The organism is Micrococcus luteus (assembly GCF_014138885.1).
GTDB classification, from domain to species: domain Bacteria; phylum Actinomycetota; class Actinomycetes; order Actinomycetales; family Micrococcaceae; genus Micrococcus; species Micrococcus luteus.
Genome location: NZ_JACJIK010000001.1, coordinates 587,418 through 602,278, shown reverse-complemented (window position 1 = coordinate 602,278; position 14,861 = coordinate 587,418). Strand labels below are relative to the sequence as shown.

Annotated in this window: 11 protein-coding genes and 3 tRNA genes; 12 read left to right on the top strand and 2 right to left on the bottom strand. The window is 74.8% G+C overall.

Features of this window, described 5'->3' with window-relative positions; all coding sequences use genetic code 11:
• The first annotated feature begins 92 nt into the window (after window positions 1-92).
• The 12 genes from HDA34_RS02700 (at window position 93) to HDA34_RS02645 (ending at window position 12,417) form a co-directional block, all read left to right on the top strand.
• Window positions 93-1,142, top strand: a complete 1,050-nt coding sequence (locus HDA34_RS02700; protein WP_220482204.1) for a branched-chain amino acid aminotransferase — start codon at window positions 93-95, stop codon at window positions 1,140-1,142.
• A 25-nt stretch (window positions 1,143-1,167) separates the two neighbouring features.
• A complete protein-coding gene (locus tag HDA34_RS02695; protein ID WP_134376913.1) occupies window positions 1,168-3,429 on the top strand; it encodes a carbon starvation CstA family protein in 2,262 nt (753 codons plus the stop codon).
• A 1-nt stretch (window position 3,430) separates the two neighbouring features.
• Window positions 3,431-3,676 (top strand): YbdD/YjiX family protein, encoded by a 246-nt coding sequence (locus HDA34_RS02690; RefSeq protein WP_080772545.1) that lies wholly within the window; start codon window positions 3,431-3,433, stop codon window positions 3,674-3,676.
• Window positions 3,677-3,870: 194 nt separating this feature from the next.
• On the top strand, window positions 3,871-4,665 hold the full coding sequence (locus HDA34_RS02685; RefSeq protein WP_041103184.1) for a fumarylacetoacetate hydrolase family protein: 795 nt from the start codon (window positions 3,871-3,873) through the stop codon (window positions 4,663-4,665).
• A gap of 50 nt (window positions 4,666-4,715) precedes the next feature.
• Window positions 4,716-6,293, top strand: coding sequence for a glutamate--tRNA ligase (gltX, locus tag HDA34_RS02680; protein WP_069941576.1), 1,578 nt, complete (start codon window positions 4,716-4,718; stop codon window positions 6,291-6,293).
• The gene (locus HDA34_RS02675; RefSeq protein ID WP_134376911.1) at window positions 6,290-7,087 is read left to right on the top strand and encodes an HAD family hydrolase; all 798 of its coding nucleotides are present in this window, start codon (window positions 6,290-6,292) and stop codon (window positions 7,085-7,087) included. The genes gltX and HDA34_RS02675 overlap by 4 nt, the downstream gene beginning before the upstream one ends.
• Before the next feature lie 119 nt (window positions 7,088-7,206).
• Window positions 7,207-7,278 (top strand) — tRNA-Gln (locus tag HDA34_RS02670).
• A 55-nt stretch (window positions 7,279-7,333) separates the two neighbouring features.
• Window positions 7,334-7,406: transfer RNA gene (locus HDA34_RS02665), tRNA-Glu, on the top strand.
• A 128-nt stretch (window positions 7,407-7,534) separates the two neighbouring features.
• Window positions 7,535-7,607, top strand: a tRNA-Glu gene (locus HDA34_RS02660).
• A gap of 105 nt (window positions 7,608-7,712) precedes the next feature.
• Window positions 7,713-9,521, top strand: coding sequence for a dynamin family protein (locus HDA34_RS02655; RefSeq protein ID WP_134376909.1), 1,809 nt, complete (start codon window positions 7,713-7,715; stop codon window positions 9,519-9,521).
• On the top strand, window positions 9,518-11,272 hold the full coding sequence (locus HDA34_RS02650) for a GTPase (protein WP_134376907.1): 1,755 nt from the start codon (window positions 9,518-9,520) through the stop codon (window positions 11,270-11,272). Before HDA34_RS02655 ends, HDA34_RS02650 begins: the two co-directional genes overlap by 4 nt.
• Entirely contained in the window at window positions 11,269-12,417 is a 1,149-nt protein-coding gene (locus tag HDA34_RS02645) for a thiamine-phosphate kinase (RefSeq protein WP_102708334.1), read from the top strand. Before HDA34_RS02650 ends, HDA34_RS02645 begins: the two co-directional genes overlap by 4 nt.
• A gap of 27 nt (window positions 12,418-12,444) precedes the next feature.
• Here HDA34_RS02645 and HDA34_RS02640 read toward each other — a convergent pair whose 3' ends face one another.
• Together HDA34_RS02640 and HDA34_RS02635 are read right to left on the bottom strand one after the other, a co-directional pair.
• Complete coding sequence (locus HDA34_RS02640) at window positions 12,445-13,911, bottom strand: UDP-glucose dehydrogenase family protein (protein WP_036312925.1); 1,467 nt, start codon at window positions 13,909-13,911, stop codon at window positions 12,445-12,447.
• Between the two features lie 122 nt (window positions 13,912-14,033).
• Window positions 14,034-14,810: an IclR family transcriptional regulator gene (locus HDA34_RS02635; RefSeq protein WP_078026043.1), complete on the bottom strand. Its 777-nt coding sequence runs from the start codon at window positions 14,808-14,810 to the stop codon at window positions 14,034-14,036.
• Window positions 14,811-14,861 lie beyond the last annotated feature (51 nt).

The following is a 14,861-nucleotide window of genomic DNA, read 5'->3' as shown; positions in this document are numbered from 1 at the left end:
GGCACCGGAGCCGTCCCCATCCGTCACCCGTCACGAGGAGTGATCCCACCGTGTCCGAGACCGTGTTCACGCGGCAACCGCATCTGTCCCCGATGTCCGATCAGCAGCGCGTCGAGATCCTCCAGGACCCCGGTTTCGGCAACGTCTTCACGGACCACATGGTCTCGATCGACTGGACCTGGGACGAGGACGGGGGCGCGTGGCACGACGCCCGCGTGGAGCCCTACGGACCGCTGTCCCTGGACCCCGCGGCCGCGGTGCTGCACTACGGCCAGGAGATCTTCGAGGGGCTGAAGGCCTACCGGCACGAGGACGGGTCGGTGTGGACGTTCCGTCCCGAGGCCAACGCCGCGCGCCTGAACCGCTCCGCCCGCCGCCTGGCCCTGCCGGAGCTGCCCGAGGAGCTGTTCCTCGGCTCGCTGCAGGCCCAGCTCGAGGCGGACCAGGCCTGGGTGCCCACCGGCCCCGGCCAGTCCCTCTACCTGCGCCCCTTCATGTTCGCCTCCGAGGCGTTCCTCGGCGTCCGCCCGGCCCGGCAGGTGCGGTACATGGTGATCGCCTCCCCGGCCGGCAACTACTTCGGCGGCGAGCTCAAGCCGGTGACCATCTGGGTCTCGCGTGACTACGCCCGCGCCGGCAAGGGCGGCACGGGCGCGGCCAAGACCGGCGGCAACTACGCCGCCTCGCTGCTGCCCCAGCTGCAGGCCGCGGCGAAGGGCGCCGACCAGGTCGTGTTCCTCGACCAGTACCACGACGACGCGATCGAGGAGCTCGGCGGCATGAACGTGTTCTTCGTGCACGCCGACGGCCGCCTCGTCACCCCGGCGCTCACCGGCACGATCCTCGAGGGCGTCACCCGCTCCTCGATCCTCCAGCTCGGCCGCGACATGGGCCTGACCGTCGAGGAGCGTCGCGTCACCCTCGCCGAGTGGGCCGAGGGCGTCCGCTCGGGCGAGATCACCGAGGTCTTCGCGTGCGGCACCGCCGCCGTCGTGACCCCGATCGGCCGTCTGCTCGACGGCGACGACGTGATCGAGTCCGCCGGCGGGGCCGACGTGGCCCTCAGGATCCGCACCGAGCTCGAGGGCATCCAGACCGGGCGCGTCGAGGACCGCCACGGCTGGCTGCACCGCCTCGTCTGACCCCACCCCACGAACGGAGACCCCCGTGAGCTCGCACCGCTCCTCCGCGCCCGCCGAGGGCGCCCCACTCCCGGCCACGACGCCGGAAGACCTCCCGCCCACCGAGGCCGCCGGCCGGCCCCGCTGGACGCCCGCGAAGATCGCCGTCTGGGTGGCCGTCGCCCTGCTCGGCGGCGTCGCCTGGACCATGCTCGCCCTGCACCGCGGCGAGACGATCAACGCGATCTGGTTCGTGTTCGCCGCCGTGGCGACGTTCGCGATCGGCTACCGCTTCTACTCGAAGTACGTCGAGCGCATGATCGTCCACCCGGACGACACCCGCGCCACCCCGGCCGAGTACCGGGCCGACGGCCGGGACTACGTGGCCACCGACCGACGCGTGCTCTACGGCCACCACTTCGCGGCCATCGCCGGCGCCGGTCCGCTCGTGGGCCCCGTGCTCGCCGCGCAGATGGGCTACCTGCCCGGCACCATCTGGATCATCGTCGGCGTGATCCTGGCCGGCGCGGTCCAGGACTACCTCGTCCTGTTCTTCTCGATGCGCCGCGGCGGCCGCTCGCTCGGCCAGATGGCCCGGGACGAGCTGGGCCGCGTCGGGGGCACCGCCGCGATCGTCGCGACCCTGCTGATCATGGTGATCATCACGGCCATCCTGGCCCTCGTGGTGGTCAACGCCCTGGGCGAGTCCCCGTGGGGCGTGTTCTCCGTGGCCATGACCATCCCGATCGCGCTCTTCATGGGCGCATACCTGCGCTGGATCCGCCCGGGCCGCATCACCGAGATCTCCGTGATCGGGTTCGTCCTGCTCCTGGCGGCCATCATCGGCGGCGGCTGGGTCGCCGGGACCGAGTGGGGCGCGGCCCTGTTCACCCTGGACCGCACCACCATCGCCTGGGCCGTGATCATCTACGGGTTCGTCGCGGCCGTGCTGCCCGTGTGGCTGCTGCTCGCTCCGCGCGACTACCTGTCCACCTTCATGAAGATCGGCGTGATCGCCGGTCTCGCGCTGGCCATCGTCGTCGTGCAGCCGCAGATCACCGCCCCGGCGATCTCCGAGTTCGCCTCGGGCCAGACCGGTCCGGTGTGGCCGGGCTCCCTGTTCCCGTTCCTGTTCGTGACCATCGCGTGCGGCGCCCTGTCCGGCTTCCACGCGCTGATCGCCTCGGGCACCACCCCGAAGATGGTGGAGAAGGAGCGCCAGACCCGCTTCATCGGCTACGGCGGCATGCTCATGGAGGCCTTCGTGGCGGTCATGGCGCTCGTGGCGGCCGTGTCCATCGACCGCGGCATCTACTTCGCCATGAACGCCCCCGCCGCGCTCACCGGCGGCACCCCCGAGACGGCGGCCGCCTGGGTGATGAGCCTGGGCCTGGCCGGCGTGGACGTCACGCCCGAGCAGCTCACCGCGCTGGCGAACCTCGTGGGCGAGGACACGGTCGTCTCCCGCACGGGTGGCGCCCCGACGCTCGCCGTCGGGCTCTCGATCATCATGGGCCAGCTGATCGGCGGCGAGGCCCTCATGGGCTTCTGGTACCACTTCGCCATCATGTTCGAGGCGCTGTTCATCCTCACCGCCGTGGACGCCGGCACCCGCGTGGCCCGCTTCATGCTCCAGGATTCCCTGGGCAACGTGGTCCCGCGCTTCAAGGACACCGGCTGGCGCGTGGGCGCCTGGGTGTGCACCGGCATCATGGTGGCCGCGTGGGGCGCCGTGCTGATCATGGGCGTGACCGACCCGCTGGGCGGCATCAACACGCTGTTCCCGCTGTTCGGCATCGCCAACCAGCTGCTGGCGGCCATCGCGCTCGCGGTGGTCCTGGCGATCGTGGCCGGCCGCCGGCACTTCCGGGGCCTGTGGATCGTGGCGCTGCCGCTGGCGTTCATCACCGTGGTCACCACCGTGGCGTCGTTCCAGAAGATCTTCTCCTCCATCCCGGCGGTGGGCTACTGGGCGCAGCATCGCGCGTTCCAGGACGCGCTGGCGGCGGGGAAGACGAGCTTCGGCGCCGCGAAGTCCGTGCCGGCCATGGAGGCCGTGGTCCGCAACACCTTCATCCAGGGCACGCTCTCCGTCGTCTTCCTGGTGTTGGCGCTGATCGTCATCACGACGTCGGTGCTCGCCACGGTGCGCGCCTTCCGCGGCACCGAGGTCATCGACCACCAGGACCCGTACGTGCCCTCGCAGCGCTTCGCCCCGGCCGGGCTGTTCGCCACGGCCGAGGAGAAGGAGCTGCAGCGGCAGTGGGACGCCCTGCCGGCGGACCGGCAGCCGGTGCGGGGTCACTGACGTGGCCGATCCGCGCGCGACGCCGGCCGGGCCCTCCACCGCGGAGGGCTCGGCCGGCCCGTCACGGCCCGGGGTGTGGGCCCGGGCGCGCTGGTGGGTCCGCCAGCTCTCCGGTGAGGGGAAGTACGACGCCTACGTGGCCCATCACCGGGCCCACCACCCGGGGCGGGCACCGATGACCGAGCGGGAATTCTGGCGGGCCGAATACGCCCGCCAGCAGGCGAATCCGGGCAGCCGCTGCTGCTGAGCGGTCTCGACCCGCCCTGCACCGCGCCGCACCGCACCCCGCTGAGCCAGACGAATCCGCCCGCGAGCCAGACGAATCGGTCGCCCCGGGCCGTCGGGCGCGGCCGAATCGTCTGGCTCGCGGCGTCAGCGGGGTCGGCATCGGGTGGGGTGTCCGGCGACGGCGCCCGCTGCTCACCCACTAGGCTGGCAGGCATGCGCATCGCCCGTTTCGTGGACCAGGCCGAACCGACCTACGGCATCGTGGAGGGCCCGGCCGACGCCGACCCCGCCGAGCTGAGCATCACCGCCCTGCAGGGCGACCCGTTCTTCCACGGGATCCAGCCCACCGGCACCACGCACCGCCTCGAGGACGTGCGCCTCGTGGCGCCGATCATCCCGCGCTCCAAGATCGTCGGCGTCGGCCGCAACTGGGCTGACCACGCCAAGGAGCTCGGCAACGAGGTGCCCACCTCGCCCCAGTTCTTCCTCAAGCCGAACACCTCCGTGGTGGGTCCGAACGAGCCCGTGACCCTGCCGAGCTGGTCGGACGAGGTCTCCTACGAGGCCGAGCTTGCCGTCGTCATCGGCACCATCTGCAAGGACGTGCCGGTGAGCCGCGTGGACGACGTCGTGTTCGGCTACACCGTGGGCAACGACCTCACCGCCCGCGACGCCCAGCGCACCGACCTGCAGTGGGCCCGCGCCAAGGGCTTCGACGGCGCCTGCCCGCTGGGCCCGTGGATCGAGACCGAGCTGGACGTGGAGCCGGCCGGCGGCCTGCGCATCACGTCCCGGCTCGACGGCGAGACCCGCCAGGACGGCACGACGGCGGACATGGTCTTCGGCGTCCGCGAGCTCGTGGCCGCGGCCTCGGAGATGTTCACCCTCCTGCCCGGCGACGTGATCCTGACCGGCACCCCGGGCGGGGTCGGGACGGTCCAGGAGGGCCAGCGCGTCGAGGCCGAGGTCGAGGGCATCGGCGTCCTCGCCACCGTCTTCCGCCGCTGACGCTGGCGCCCGACGACGGCGTCCGGGCCCCCGCGTAGACTCGGGGCATCATGACTGACGCCACCGCTCCCGTGTCCGAGAACGCCCCCGCCCCCTTCGCCGACGTCCCCCAGGTGGACGCCGAGACCCCCGTGCGCGTGCGCTTCGCCCCCTCGCCCACCGGCACCCCCCACGTGGGGCTGATCCGCACCGTCCTGTTCAACTGGGGCTGGGCGCGGCACACCGGCGGCACCCTCGTGTTCCGCATCGAGGACACGGACGCCAAGCGCGACTCGGAGGAGTCCTACCAGCAGCTGCTCGAGGCGATGCGCTGGCTCGGGATCGACTGGGACGAGGGCGTCGAGGTCGGCGGCCCGCACGAGCCGTACCGTCAGTCCCAGCGCGGGCAGATCTACGCGGACGTGATCGAGAAGCTCAAGGCCGGCGGATACATCTACCCGTCCTACTCGAGCCCCGAGGAGACCGAGGCCCGTCACCGGGCCGCCGGCCGCGACCCCAAGCTCGGCTACGACGGCCACGACCGCGACCTCACGGACGAGCAGATCGCCGCCTTCGAGGCCGAGGGCCGCGCGCCGGTCTGGCGGCTGCGCATGCCGGACGAGGACATCACCTTCACCGACCTGGTGCGCGGGGAGATCACCTTCAAGGCCGGCTCCGTGCCGGACTTCGTGGTGGTGCGCGCGGACGGCTCGCCGCTGTACACCCTCGTGAACCCGGTGGACGACGCGCTCATGGGCATCACCCACGTGCTGCGCGGTGAGGACCTGCTCTCCTCGACTCCGCGCCAGATCGCGCTCTACCGCGCCCTGCACGCGATCGGCGTCGCCCGGTACATGCCGGTGTTCGGCCACCTGCCCTACGTGATGGGCGAGGGCAACAAGAAGCTGTCCAAGCGCGACCCGCAGGCCAACCTGTTCCTGCACCGGGACAACGGCTTCATCCCGGAGGGCCTGCTGAACTACCTCGGCCTGCTGGGCTGGTCCCTCTCCGCGGACGAGGACATCTTCACCCCGCAGCAGTTCGTGGAGCACTTCGACGTGCACAAGGTGCTGGCCAACCCCGCCCGCTTCGACGAGAAGAAGGCGATCGCGATCAACGGCACGCACGTGCGCATGCTCGACGTGGCCGACTTCCGCGACCGTCTCGTGCCCTACCTGCACGCGGCCGGCCTCGTGGGCGAGCACCTCACGGAGCGGGAGATGCAGATCCTCACCGCCGCGGCCCCGCTCGTGCAGGAGCGCGTGCAGCTGCTCGGCGAGGCCGTCGAGATGCTCGCCTTCCTCTTCACGGCGGACCGGGACGTCCGGACGGCCGAGGGCGCCCTCAAGGGCATGCCGGCGGACCTGGGGGCCGCCGTCGCCGCGGCCCGGGAGGCGCTGGCCGCCCTGCCCGAGGACGAGTTCACCACCGAGCGCATCGAGGCGGCGCTGCGGGCCGCCCTCATCGACGGCCTGGGCCTCAAGCCGCGCCAGGCGTTCGGCCCGGTGCGCGTCGCGGTGACCGGCCGCAAGGTGTCCCCGCCGCTCTTCGAGTCGCTCGAGATCCTGGGCCGGGACTCCGCGCTCGCCCGCCTGGACCGCTTCGCCGCGGAGCAGGGCCTGGACCAGGACCAGCCCGCCGACGCATGAGCCGGGGCGCCAGCACGACGCCGGCCGGCGGGTCCGCGGGCGCGCCCGCGCCGCCGGCCTGGGACGCCGTCCTCTTCGACCTGGACGACACGCTGCTGGATCTGCGCTCCGCCCAGCACGCCGCGTTCGACGCGACGGTGCGCCGGCAGTGGGCCGGGGCCGCCGACGTCGACCCGGCGGTGCTGGCCGAGGCCACCGAGGCCTTCGCGTCCGACGTCGGCGGCCACTACGGGCGCTACGTGGCCGGGGAGCTGACGTTCGAGGAGCAGCGGCTGGCCCGCGTGGCCGACGCCCTGCGCACGCTCGGCGTGCCCGAGGACGCGGCGACCCCGCTCGACGGCCTGTGGACCACCGACTACGAAGAGGTCGTGCGCGGGCACTGGGCGCTGTTCCCCGCGACCGCCGACGTGCTCGCCGAGGTGCGGGGAACAGGCCGTGGCGTGGGGATCGTCACGAACAACGTGGAGGCCTACCAGCGCGGCAAGGCCGACGCCCTCGGTCTGGAGTGGGTCGAGGTGCTGATCGGCTCGGACACGGCCGGGGCCCCGAAGCCGGACCCGGCCCCCTTCCTGGCCGGCTGCTCCCGCCTGGGCACGGACCCGGGACGCACCCTCATGGTGGGGGACAGCCTGCGTCACGACGTCGAGGGGGCCCGGTCGGCGGGGCTCGTCCCGGTGTGGATGAGCCCCGACGCCCCCGCCCACGGCGGGGCGGAGGAGCCGCTCTGGGACGAGGAGCACGCATGCTGGCGGATGCGGGCGATCGGCGGGCTGCGGACCTGGCTGGCGGCCTGACCCGCCGATTTTGCACGCGCCGCCCGGAGGGTGTAGAGTTCTTACTCGTTGCCGGAGAGATCCGGGAACACCGAGTTCATGAATATGATGCACATCGGTCAGGCATGCTTGACCGACAGTGGGGTATGGTGTAATTGGCAACACAACGGTTTCTGGTACCGTCATTCTAGGTTCGAGTCCTGGTACCCCAGCGAGTCTTCGGACTCAGTGAACGCGCACGGGCGGAGAAGCTCGGACGTGGCGCACGGCCCCATCGTATAGCGGCCTAGTACGCCGCCCTCTCACGGCGGTAACGCGGGTTCAAATCCCGCTGGGGTCACGCAGTCGCCGCCCGGTCCTCGGACCGGGACGGCACGGGCGGATGACGCATCCGCCGCCTGAACAGGAGATGCAGGCGCAGCAGAAGGTCTCCACGGCATCGCGTCCGCACACGCGGACAGCGCGCTCGGCCCCATCGTATAGCGGCCTAGTACGCCGCCCTCTCACGGCGGTAACGCGGGTTCAAATCCCGCTGGGGTCACCCGAGTGACAGGAAGCCCGGTCCGCACGGACCGGGCTTCCGTCGTCTCCATCCGCCGGGCCGGCGGGATGGGCGGCCGGCGCGCGCCGTGAGACGATGGCCCACGTGCCACACACGGATCAGAACGCCCCAGACCTCGGTGTCGACACGGCCGTCCGCCGCGTGCGCGAGCACCTCGCCGCGCTCGAACTGCCCTTCGAGACCGTCACCGCGGGGCAGGACCGCGCCGAGCGAGAGCGCACCCTGCACCAGATCGACGACTACGTGCTGCCCCGCCTCGACTCGCTCGACGCGCCGCTGCTGGCCGTCGTGGGCGGCTCCACCGGTGCGGGCAAGTCCACGCTGGTGAACGCGCTCGTCGGCCACGAGGTCTCCCGCTCCTCCGCCCTGCGGCCCACCACGCGCCAGCCGCTGCTGCTGCACAACCCCGCCGACGCCCACTGGTTCACGGGCCCGCGGGTGCTGCCCGACCTCGCCCGCGTCAGCGTGCACCGCGACGCGGCCGCCGGCCCCGTCGAACCCGACCAGTCCGCGATGGACACGGTCGCGCTCGTGGCCGAGCCCGCACTGCCCTCGGGCATCGCCCTCGTGGACGCCCCGGACATCGACTCCGTGGCGGACCAGAACCGCGCGCTGGCCCGGCAGCTCCTCGAGGCCGCCGACCTGTGGATCTTCACGACGACGGCGCACCGCTACGCCGACGCCGTGCCCTGGCAGCTGCTGGACGAGGCCGCCGCCCGCGACATCACCGTGGCCGTCGTGCTCGGCCGCGTGCCCGAGGGCGCGGCGGAGGACATCACCCCGGACCTGCGGCGCATGCTCACCGAGCGCGGCCTCGCCGACGCCCGGATCCACGTGATCCCCGAGACCCGCTTCGACGAGCGCGGCCTGCTCCCGCAGGAGCACGTCGCAGGCCTGCGCGTCTGGCTCGAGACCCTCGCCGCCGACGCCCAGGCGCGCGGCGCCGTCGCCCGCCGGACCGTGGACGGCGTGCTGGGCCAGCTGGCCGCCCGCGTCGCCGACCTGGCCCGCGCCGAGGAGGAGCAGCGGCACGCCGCGGACCTGCTCGCCCGGATCGTGGGGGACTCCACGGACCAGGCCGTCGGCCGGGTCCGCGAGGCCACCTCGGACGGCACGCTGCTGCGCGGCGAGGTGCTCTCCCGCTGGCAGGACTTCGTCGGCACGGGGGAGTTCTTCCGCGGCGTCGAGACCACGATCGGCCGGCTGCGGGACCGCCTCGGCGCCCTCGTGCGCGGACGCCCGGCCCCGCCCGAAGAGGTCGAGACCGCGCTCGAGACCGGCCTGCACGCCGTGATGGTCGAGGCGGCCGCCGCGGCCGCCGAGCAGATCGAGCGGCGCTGGGCGTCCGAGCCGGCGGGCCGGGCCCTCGTGGCCGGGCGCGACCTGGGTGCCCTGACGCCGGATGCGTCGGCGCGGGCGGCCGACGTCGTGCGGGACTGGCAGTCGGACGTGCTGGCGCTGATCCAGGAGGAGGGTGCGGGCAAGCGCACGCGCGCCCGCCTGGCGGCCACCGGCGTGAACGGTGCGGCCGTGGCCCTCATGATCATCTCGTTCGCCTCCACCGGCGGACTCGCGGGCATCGAGGTCGGCATCGCCGGCGGCGCCGCCGTCGTCGGTCAGAAGCTGCTCGAGTCGATCTTCGGCGAGGACGCCGTGCGCCGCATGGCCCGGCGTGCCGATGAGCTGCTCGAGCGCCGCGTGCGGGCCTTCCTCGAGACCGTGCTCGCGGACCGCTTCCTGCCGCTGCTCCACCTCGAGCGCGAGCCGCAGGCCACCGAGGAGCTGCGCGCCCTCGTGCCGGTGCTGCGCCGCGGGGTGGCCGCCGGCGTCGACGGCCCGACCGGGCCCGAGGACGCCCCGTCCGCCGCCGAGGCGGGGGAGGAGCCCCGATGAGCCGCCGCGACACCCCCGCCCTGGCCCCCCGCCTGGACGCTCTCGGCGAGGCCGCCGAGCTGGCCGCGGGCCGCCTGCCCGAGGACGTCGTGGCCGGGGCCGACGCCGTCGTGCGCGCGGCCGGGGAGCGCCAGGCGCTCTCCGCGGAGCACACCGTGGTCGGGTTCTTCGGGGCGACGGGCTCCGGCAAGTCCTCCCTGTTCAACGCGCTCACCGGCCGCGACCTGGCCCGCGTGGCCGCCACCCGGCCCACCACGTCCGAGCCGCTCGCCGCGGTCTGGGGCGTGGGCCGGGGACAGGGGCTGGACCCGGAGCACGGCGACGGCACCGGCGAGGGCGGCGGTGCGGCCGCGCTGCTCGACTGGCTCGGCGTGCGCCGCCGCCACCTGCTGGACGAGGCGCCCGTGCTCGACGACGGCCGCCCCGGGTTCCTCGGCTTCGGCCGCCGTGACGGCGCCGACGCCACCGGCCTGATCCTGCTGGACCTGCCGGACATCGACTCGGTCGAGCGGGGCAACCGCGAGATCACCTCCCGGCTGGCCGGCCACGTGGACGTGCTGGTGTGGGTCGTGGACCCGGAGAAGTACGCGGACGCCGTGCTGCACCGCGAGTTCCTGGCGACCATGGGCTCGCACGCGGCCGTGACCCTCGTGCTGCTCAACCAGGTGGACCGGCTCTCGGTGCGGGACCGGGACGTCGTGCTGGCCTCGCTGCGCCGGATGCTCTCCGGCCACGGCCTCGGCGACGTCCGGGTGCTGCCCGTGTCCGCGCGCACGGGGGAGGGCCTCGAGGAGGTCGGCCGGCAGGTCGCGGCGATCGTCGCCCAGCGCGGCGCGGCCGCCGAGCGCCTGGGCGCGGACGTCGCGGCCCGTGCCGCGGACCTCGCCGCCGCCTCGGGCGAGGGCGAGCCGGCCGGCGTCGGGCCCGGGGACGAGCAGCGGCTCGGGCGCGAGCTGGCCGTGGCCGGCGGCGTGCCGGCCGTCGTCCGGGCGGTCGAGGGCTCGTACCGGCTGCGTTCGGCCAAGCGCACCAGCTGGCCCGTGCTGCGCTGGATGCACTCCTTCCGCGCGGACCCCCTGCGGCGCCTGCACCTGATGCCCGAGAGCGCCGCCCCCCGCCGCGACCGGGACGAGGTCGCCCGCGACCCCGCGCTGCACCGCACCTCCCTGCCCGAGCGCTCGGGCACCCAGCGGGCCGTCGTCGACGGCGCGGTCCGCACGCTGGCCGCCGCGGCCGGCGCGGGAGCCTCCGAGCCGTGGGCCGCCGCCATCCGCCGCGCGGGCCGGGAGCACGCCGAGGAGCTCCCCGGCGCCGTGGACCAGGCGATCGCCGCCACCGACCTCGGGGCCGGTCGGGGCAGCTGGTGGCACCCCGTGCTGGACGTGCTGCAGTGGCTCGCCCTCCTCACCGCCGTCGTCGGCGCCGGCTGGCTGGGCGTCCTCGCCCTGGCGGGGTACCTGCAGTTCCCCCTGCCGCCCGCGCCCACGGTCGAGGGCTTCCCCCTCCCGACGCTGCTGCTCGTCGGCGGCCTCGCGCTCGGCGTGCTGCTGGCCCTGCTGGCGATCCCCCTGACCCGGTGGACCGCCGCGGCGCGGGGACGCCGCGCGCGCCGCCGCCTCGAGGAGGCGACCACCGACGTCGGCCGGCGGCTCGTCGTCGACCCGGTGCGCGCCGAGGTGGACCGCTTCCACGCCTTCCGCGACGCCCTCGCCCGGGCCTCCGGCGTCCCGGTCCGGCGGGGCCGCCGATGACGATGCGCGACCCCGCGGCTGCGGCGGGGGCGACCGTCGGCGACCTCACGGAGGCCGAGCTGCTCGAGGTCGTCCTGACCGGGCTCGCCCCCGCCGTCCGGGACGGCCACTGGCCCGCCGGCACCGTCGCCCCGGGCGACGACGCCGCCCTCGTGCCCGCGCCCCGCGGCGGGACGCTCATCTCCACGGACGCGATGGGGGAGGGCACGGACTTCCTGCACCGCTGGCCCGCCGGTCCCCGCACCCGCGGCCACGACGCCGGCTGGAAGGCCGTCGCCCAGAACCTCTCGGACGTCAACGCGATGGGCGGGACCGCCTCCGCGCTCGTCACCGCCCTCACCCTGCCGCCGACGACGCCGGTCGCCTGGGTGCGGTCGTTCGCCGCGGGCATCGTGGGCGCGGTGCGTCACCTCGGCGCGCCGGACTGCCGGGTGGCCGGGGGCGACCTGGGCACCGGCGGACGGGTCCACGCCGCAGTGACGGTGCTCGGGGACCCGCACCCCGGCGGCGTGCTGCGCCGCGCGCCGGCCGCGGCGGACCGGGACCGCGTGCTCGCCGAGGGCGCCGACCTCGTCCATGCCCAGGCGGTGCCGGGGAGTCCCCGGGCCGCCGCGCCTTCGGGGCCGGGGTGGGCCGCCGCCGGGCTCGCCCTGCTGCTCACCGACCGCGCGGAGCTGGAGCGACGGGCGGACGCCCTCGCCGCCGCCGACCTGCCGTCACCGCGGGAGCTCGCCCGCGCCGTCCGGGCCCAGCTGCGACCGCGCCCGCCGCTGGCCCTCGGGCCCGCCGCGGTGACGGCCGGCCTGCTCACCCTCATGGACGTCTCCGACGGCCTGGGCAAGGACGCGCACCGCATGGCGGCCGCCACCGGCGGGGCCGGACCCGCGCCGGCACCGTGGCTGGACGAGGCCTGGCTGGCGGCGACCGCCGCACCCCTGCGCCGCGTGGCCGCCCTGGCCGGGACCAGTCCGGAGGCGCTCGTGACCGGCGGGGGCGAGGACTACGGCCTCCTGGGGCTGGCGTGGCCCGAGACCGAGCTGCCCCGGGGGTTCACGCGGATCGGCCGGCTCGTGCCGGACGGGGCCCGGCCGCCGACCGGGCACCGGCCCCTGTCCGAGTCCGGCTGGGACCCGTTCGCCGGCTGAGCGCCCGGGCCGGGGTCCGCGGGCGGGTCAGGCCGCGCGGAGGAGTCGCTCCGGGTCGAAGCGGTGGCCGAGGCCGATGACGTCCCACCCGTGCTCGCGCCACGCGGCGACGTCCAGGACGTTGCGCCCGTCGATCAGCAGGCGGGAGGCCACGCGTGCGCCCACGGTGTCCGGATCCATCTCGCGGAACTGGCGCCACTCGGTCAGCAGCAGGGTCAGCTCGGCGCCGTCCACGGCCGCCTCGAGCGAGTCCACGTAGTCGAGCCGCGGGAAGCGGGCGGCCGCGTTGGCATTGCCCTCGGGGTCGTACACCCGGACGTCGGCGCCGGCCGTGTAGAGACGGTTGGCGACGTCGAGGGCGGGGGAGTCCCGGACGTCGTCGGAGTCCGGCTTGAACGTGACGCCCAGCACGGCGATCCGCGTGCCGTTGAGCACCTGCACGCTCGCGGGGGTGGGGGCGGGCCCGGAGGCCTCGGCCCGGCGGATCCGGCCGTCGCGAGCCGCGGAGAGCACCTGCACCGCCAGGTCCACCACGCGGTCACGGCGGCGCAGGTTGATGTCGTCCACCTCCGCCAGAAACCGCATGGTCCGGTCCAGGCCTAGCTCGGAGACGCGCGCCTGGAGCGCGCGGATGTCCTTGGGCAGACAGCCGCCCCCGAACCCCACGCCCGCGTTGAGGAACCGGCGTCCGATCCGCGCGTCGTGGCCGATCGCGTCCGCAAGGGTGCCGATGTCCCCGCCCACGTTCTCGGTGATCTCCGAGAACGCGTTGATGAACGAGATCTTCGTGGCCAGGAAGGCGTTCGCGGCCACCTTCACCAGCTCGGCCGTCTCGAGGTCCGTGCTGATCCACGGGGTGTCGTCCGCGAGCTGCCGCGCGTAGACCCGGCGCAGGATGCCCGCGGCGCGGGGCCCGTGCGTGCCGATGACGAGGCGGTCCGGGGTGAGCGTGTCCCTCACGGCGAAGCCCTCCCGGAGGAACTCGGGGTTCCAGGCGAGCTCGACCTCGCCCGGCAGTCCGGCCTCGGCGCGCACGGTGCGCACGAGCTCGGCCAGGCGGCGCGCGGTGCCCACGGGCACGGTCGACTTGCCGACGATCAGCGCGTCGCGGTCGATCGCCGCGGCGAGGGAGGCGACGGCGGCGTCCACATAGCTCAGGTCCGCCGCGGTCTCGCCCACCTTCTGCGGGGTGCCGACGCCGATGAAGTGGACGTCCGCCCAGCGGGCCGCCTCCGCGACGTCCGTGGTGAAGCGCAGCCGCCCGGAGGCGACGTGGGTGCGCAGCAGCTCGGGCAGGCCGGGTTCGTGGAAGGGCACCTCGCCGCGGGCCAGGCGCTCGATCTTGGCCGGGTCCACGTCCACGCCGAGGACCTCGAAGCCCAGCTCGGCCATGCACGCGGCGTGCGTGGCGCCCAGATAGCCCGTGCCGATCACGGACAGCCGCGGCGCGGCCTCCTGCTCGGCGGGGGCGGCGGGCGCGGTCGTCTCGGTCACGGCGGACTCCTCGGTGGTGCGGGGGCGGCGGTCGGGGACCTGGCTGACGCTAGGCCCCGCGGGTGAACGCGGGAAGAACGGGGTGTCTCGGCGGCGCGTCCCGTCGGTGGCGCGGGCGGGCCTCAGGCCTCGCCGGCGCGGATGAGCTCGGTGAGCCGCGTCGCGGCGGAGACGACGGCGTCCGCGTGCAGCCGGCCCGGCTGTCGGGAGAGCCGCTCGAGGGGGCCGGAGATCGAGACCGCCGCGATGACGCGGCCGCTGGGACCGCGCACCGGCGCCGACACCGAGGCGACCCCGGGCTCGCGCTCGGCCAGGGACTGGGCCCAGCCGCGCCGCCGCACCGCCGCGAGGACGGTGGGTGTGAACACGGCGCCGGCCAGCCCCTCGACGAGCCGCTCGTGGTCCTCCCAGGCCAGGAGCACCTGCGCGGCGGAGCCGGCCTTCATGGACATGCGAGCGCCCACGGGGATGGTGTCGCGCAGGCCCCAGGGCCGCTCCGCGCTGGCCACGCACACGCGGGAGTCCGCCTGCCGACGGAACACCTGGGCGCTCTCGCCCGTGGCGTCGCGCAGCCACAGCAGCACCGGGCCGGAGGCCGTGGTGAGCCGGTCCTCGCCGGCGGCGGAGGCGAGCTCGGCGAGGCGGGTGCCCAGCACGTAGCGGCCCTGCAGGTCCTTGCCCACCATGCGGTGGTGCGTGAGGGCGGCCGCGAGCCGGTGCAGCGTGGGCCGCGCGATCCCGGTGGCGATGACGAGCTGGGCGAGCGTGGCCGGGCCGGACTCGAGCGCGTCAAGGATCGCCACCGACTTGTCCACCACGCCGACACCGCTGGGATGCCGGTGGAGCGAGGGGCCGATGAGGTCGTCCTCGGTGGGCGGGCGCACGGGCTCGGTGGTCATGGGGTGATCGTAGTCGTCTCACTGCGCGGACGGCCGGGGATGTCGGCGCGC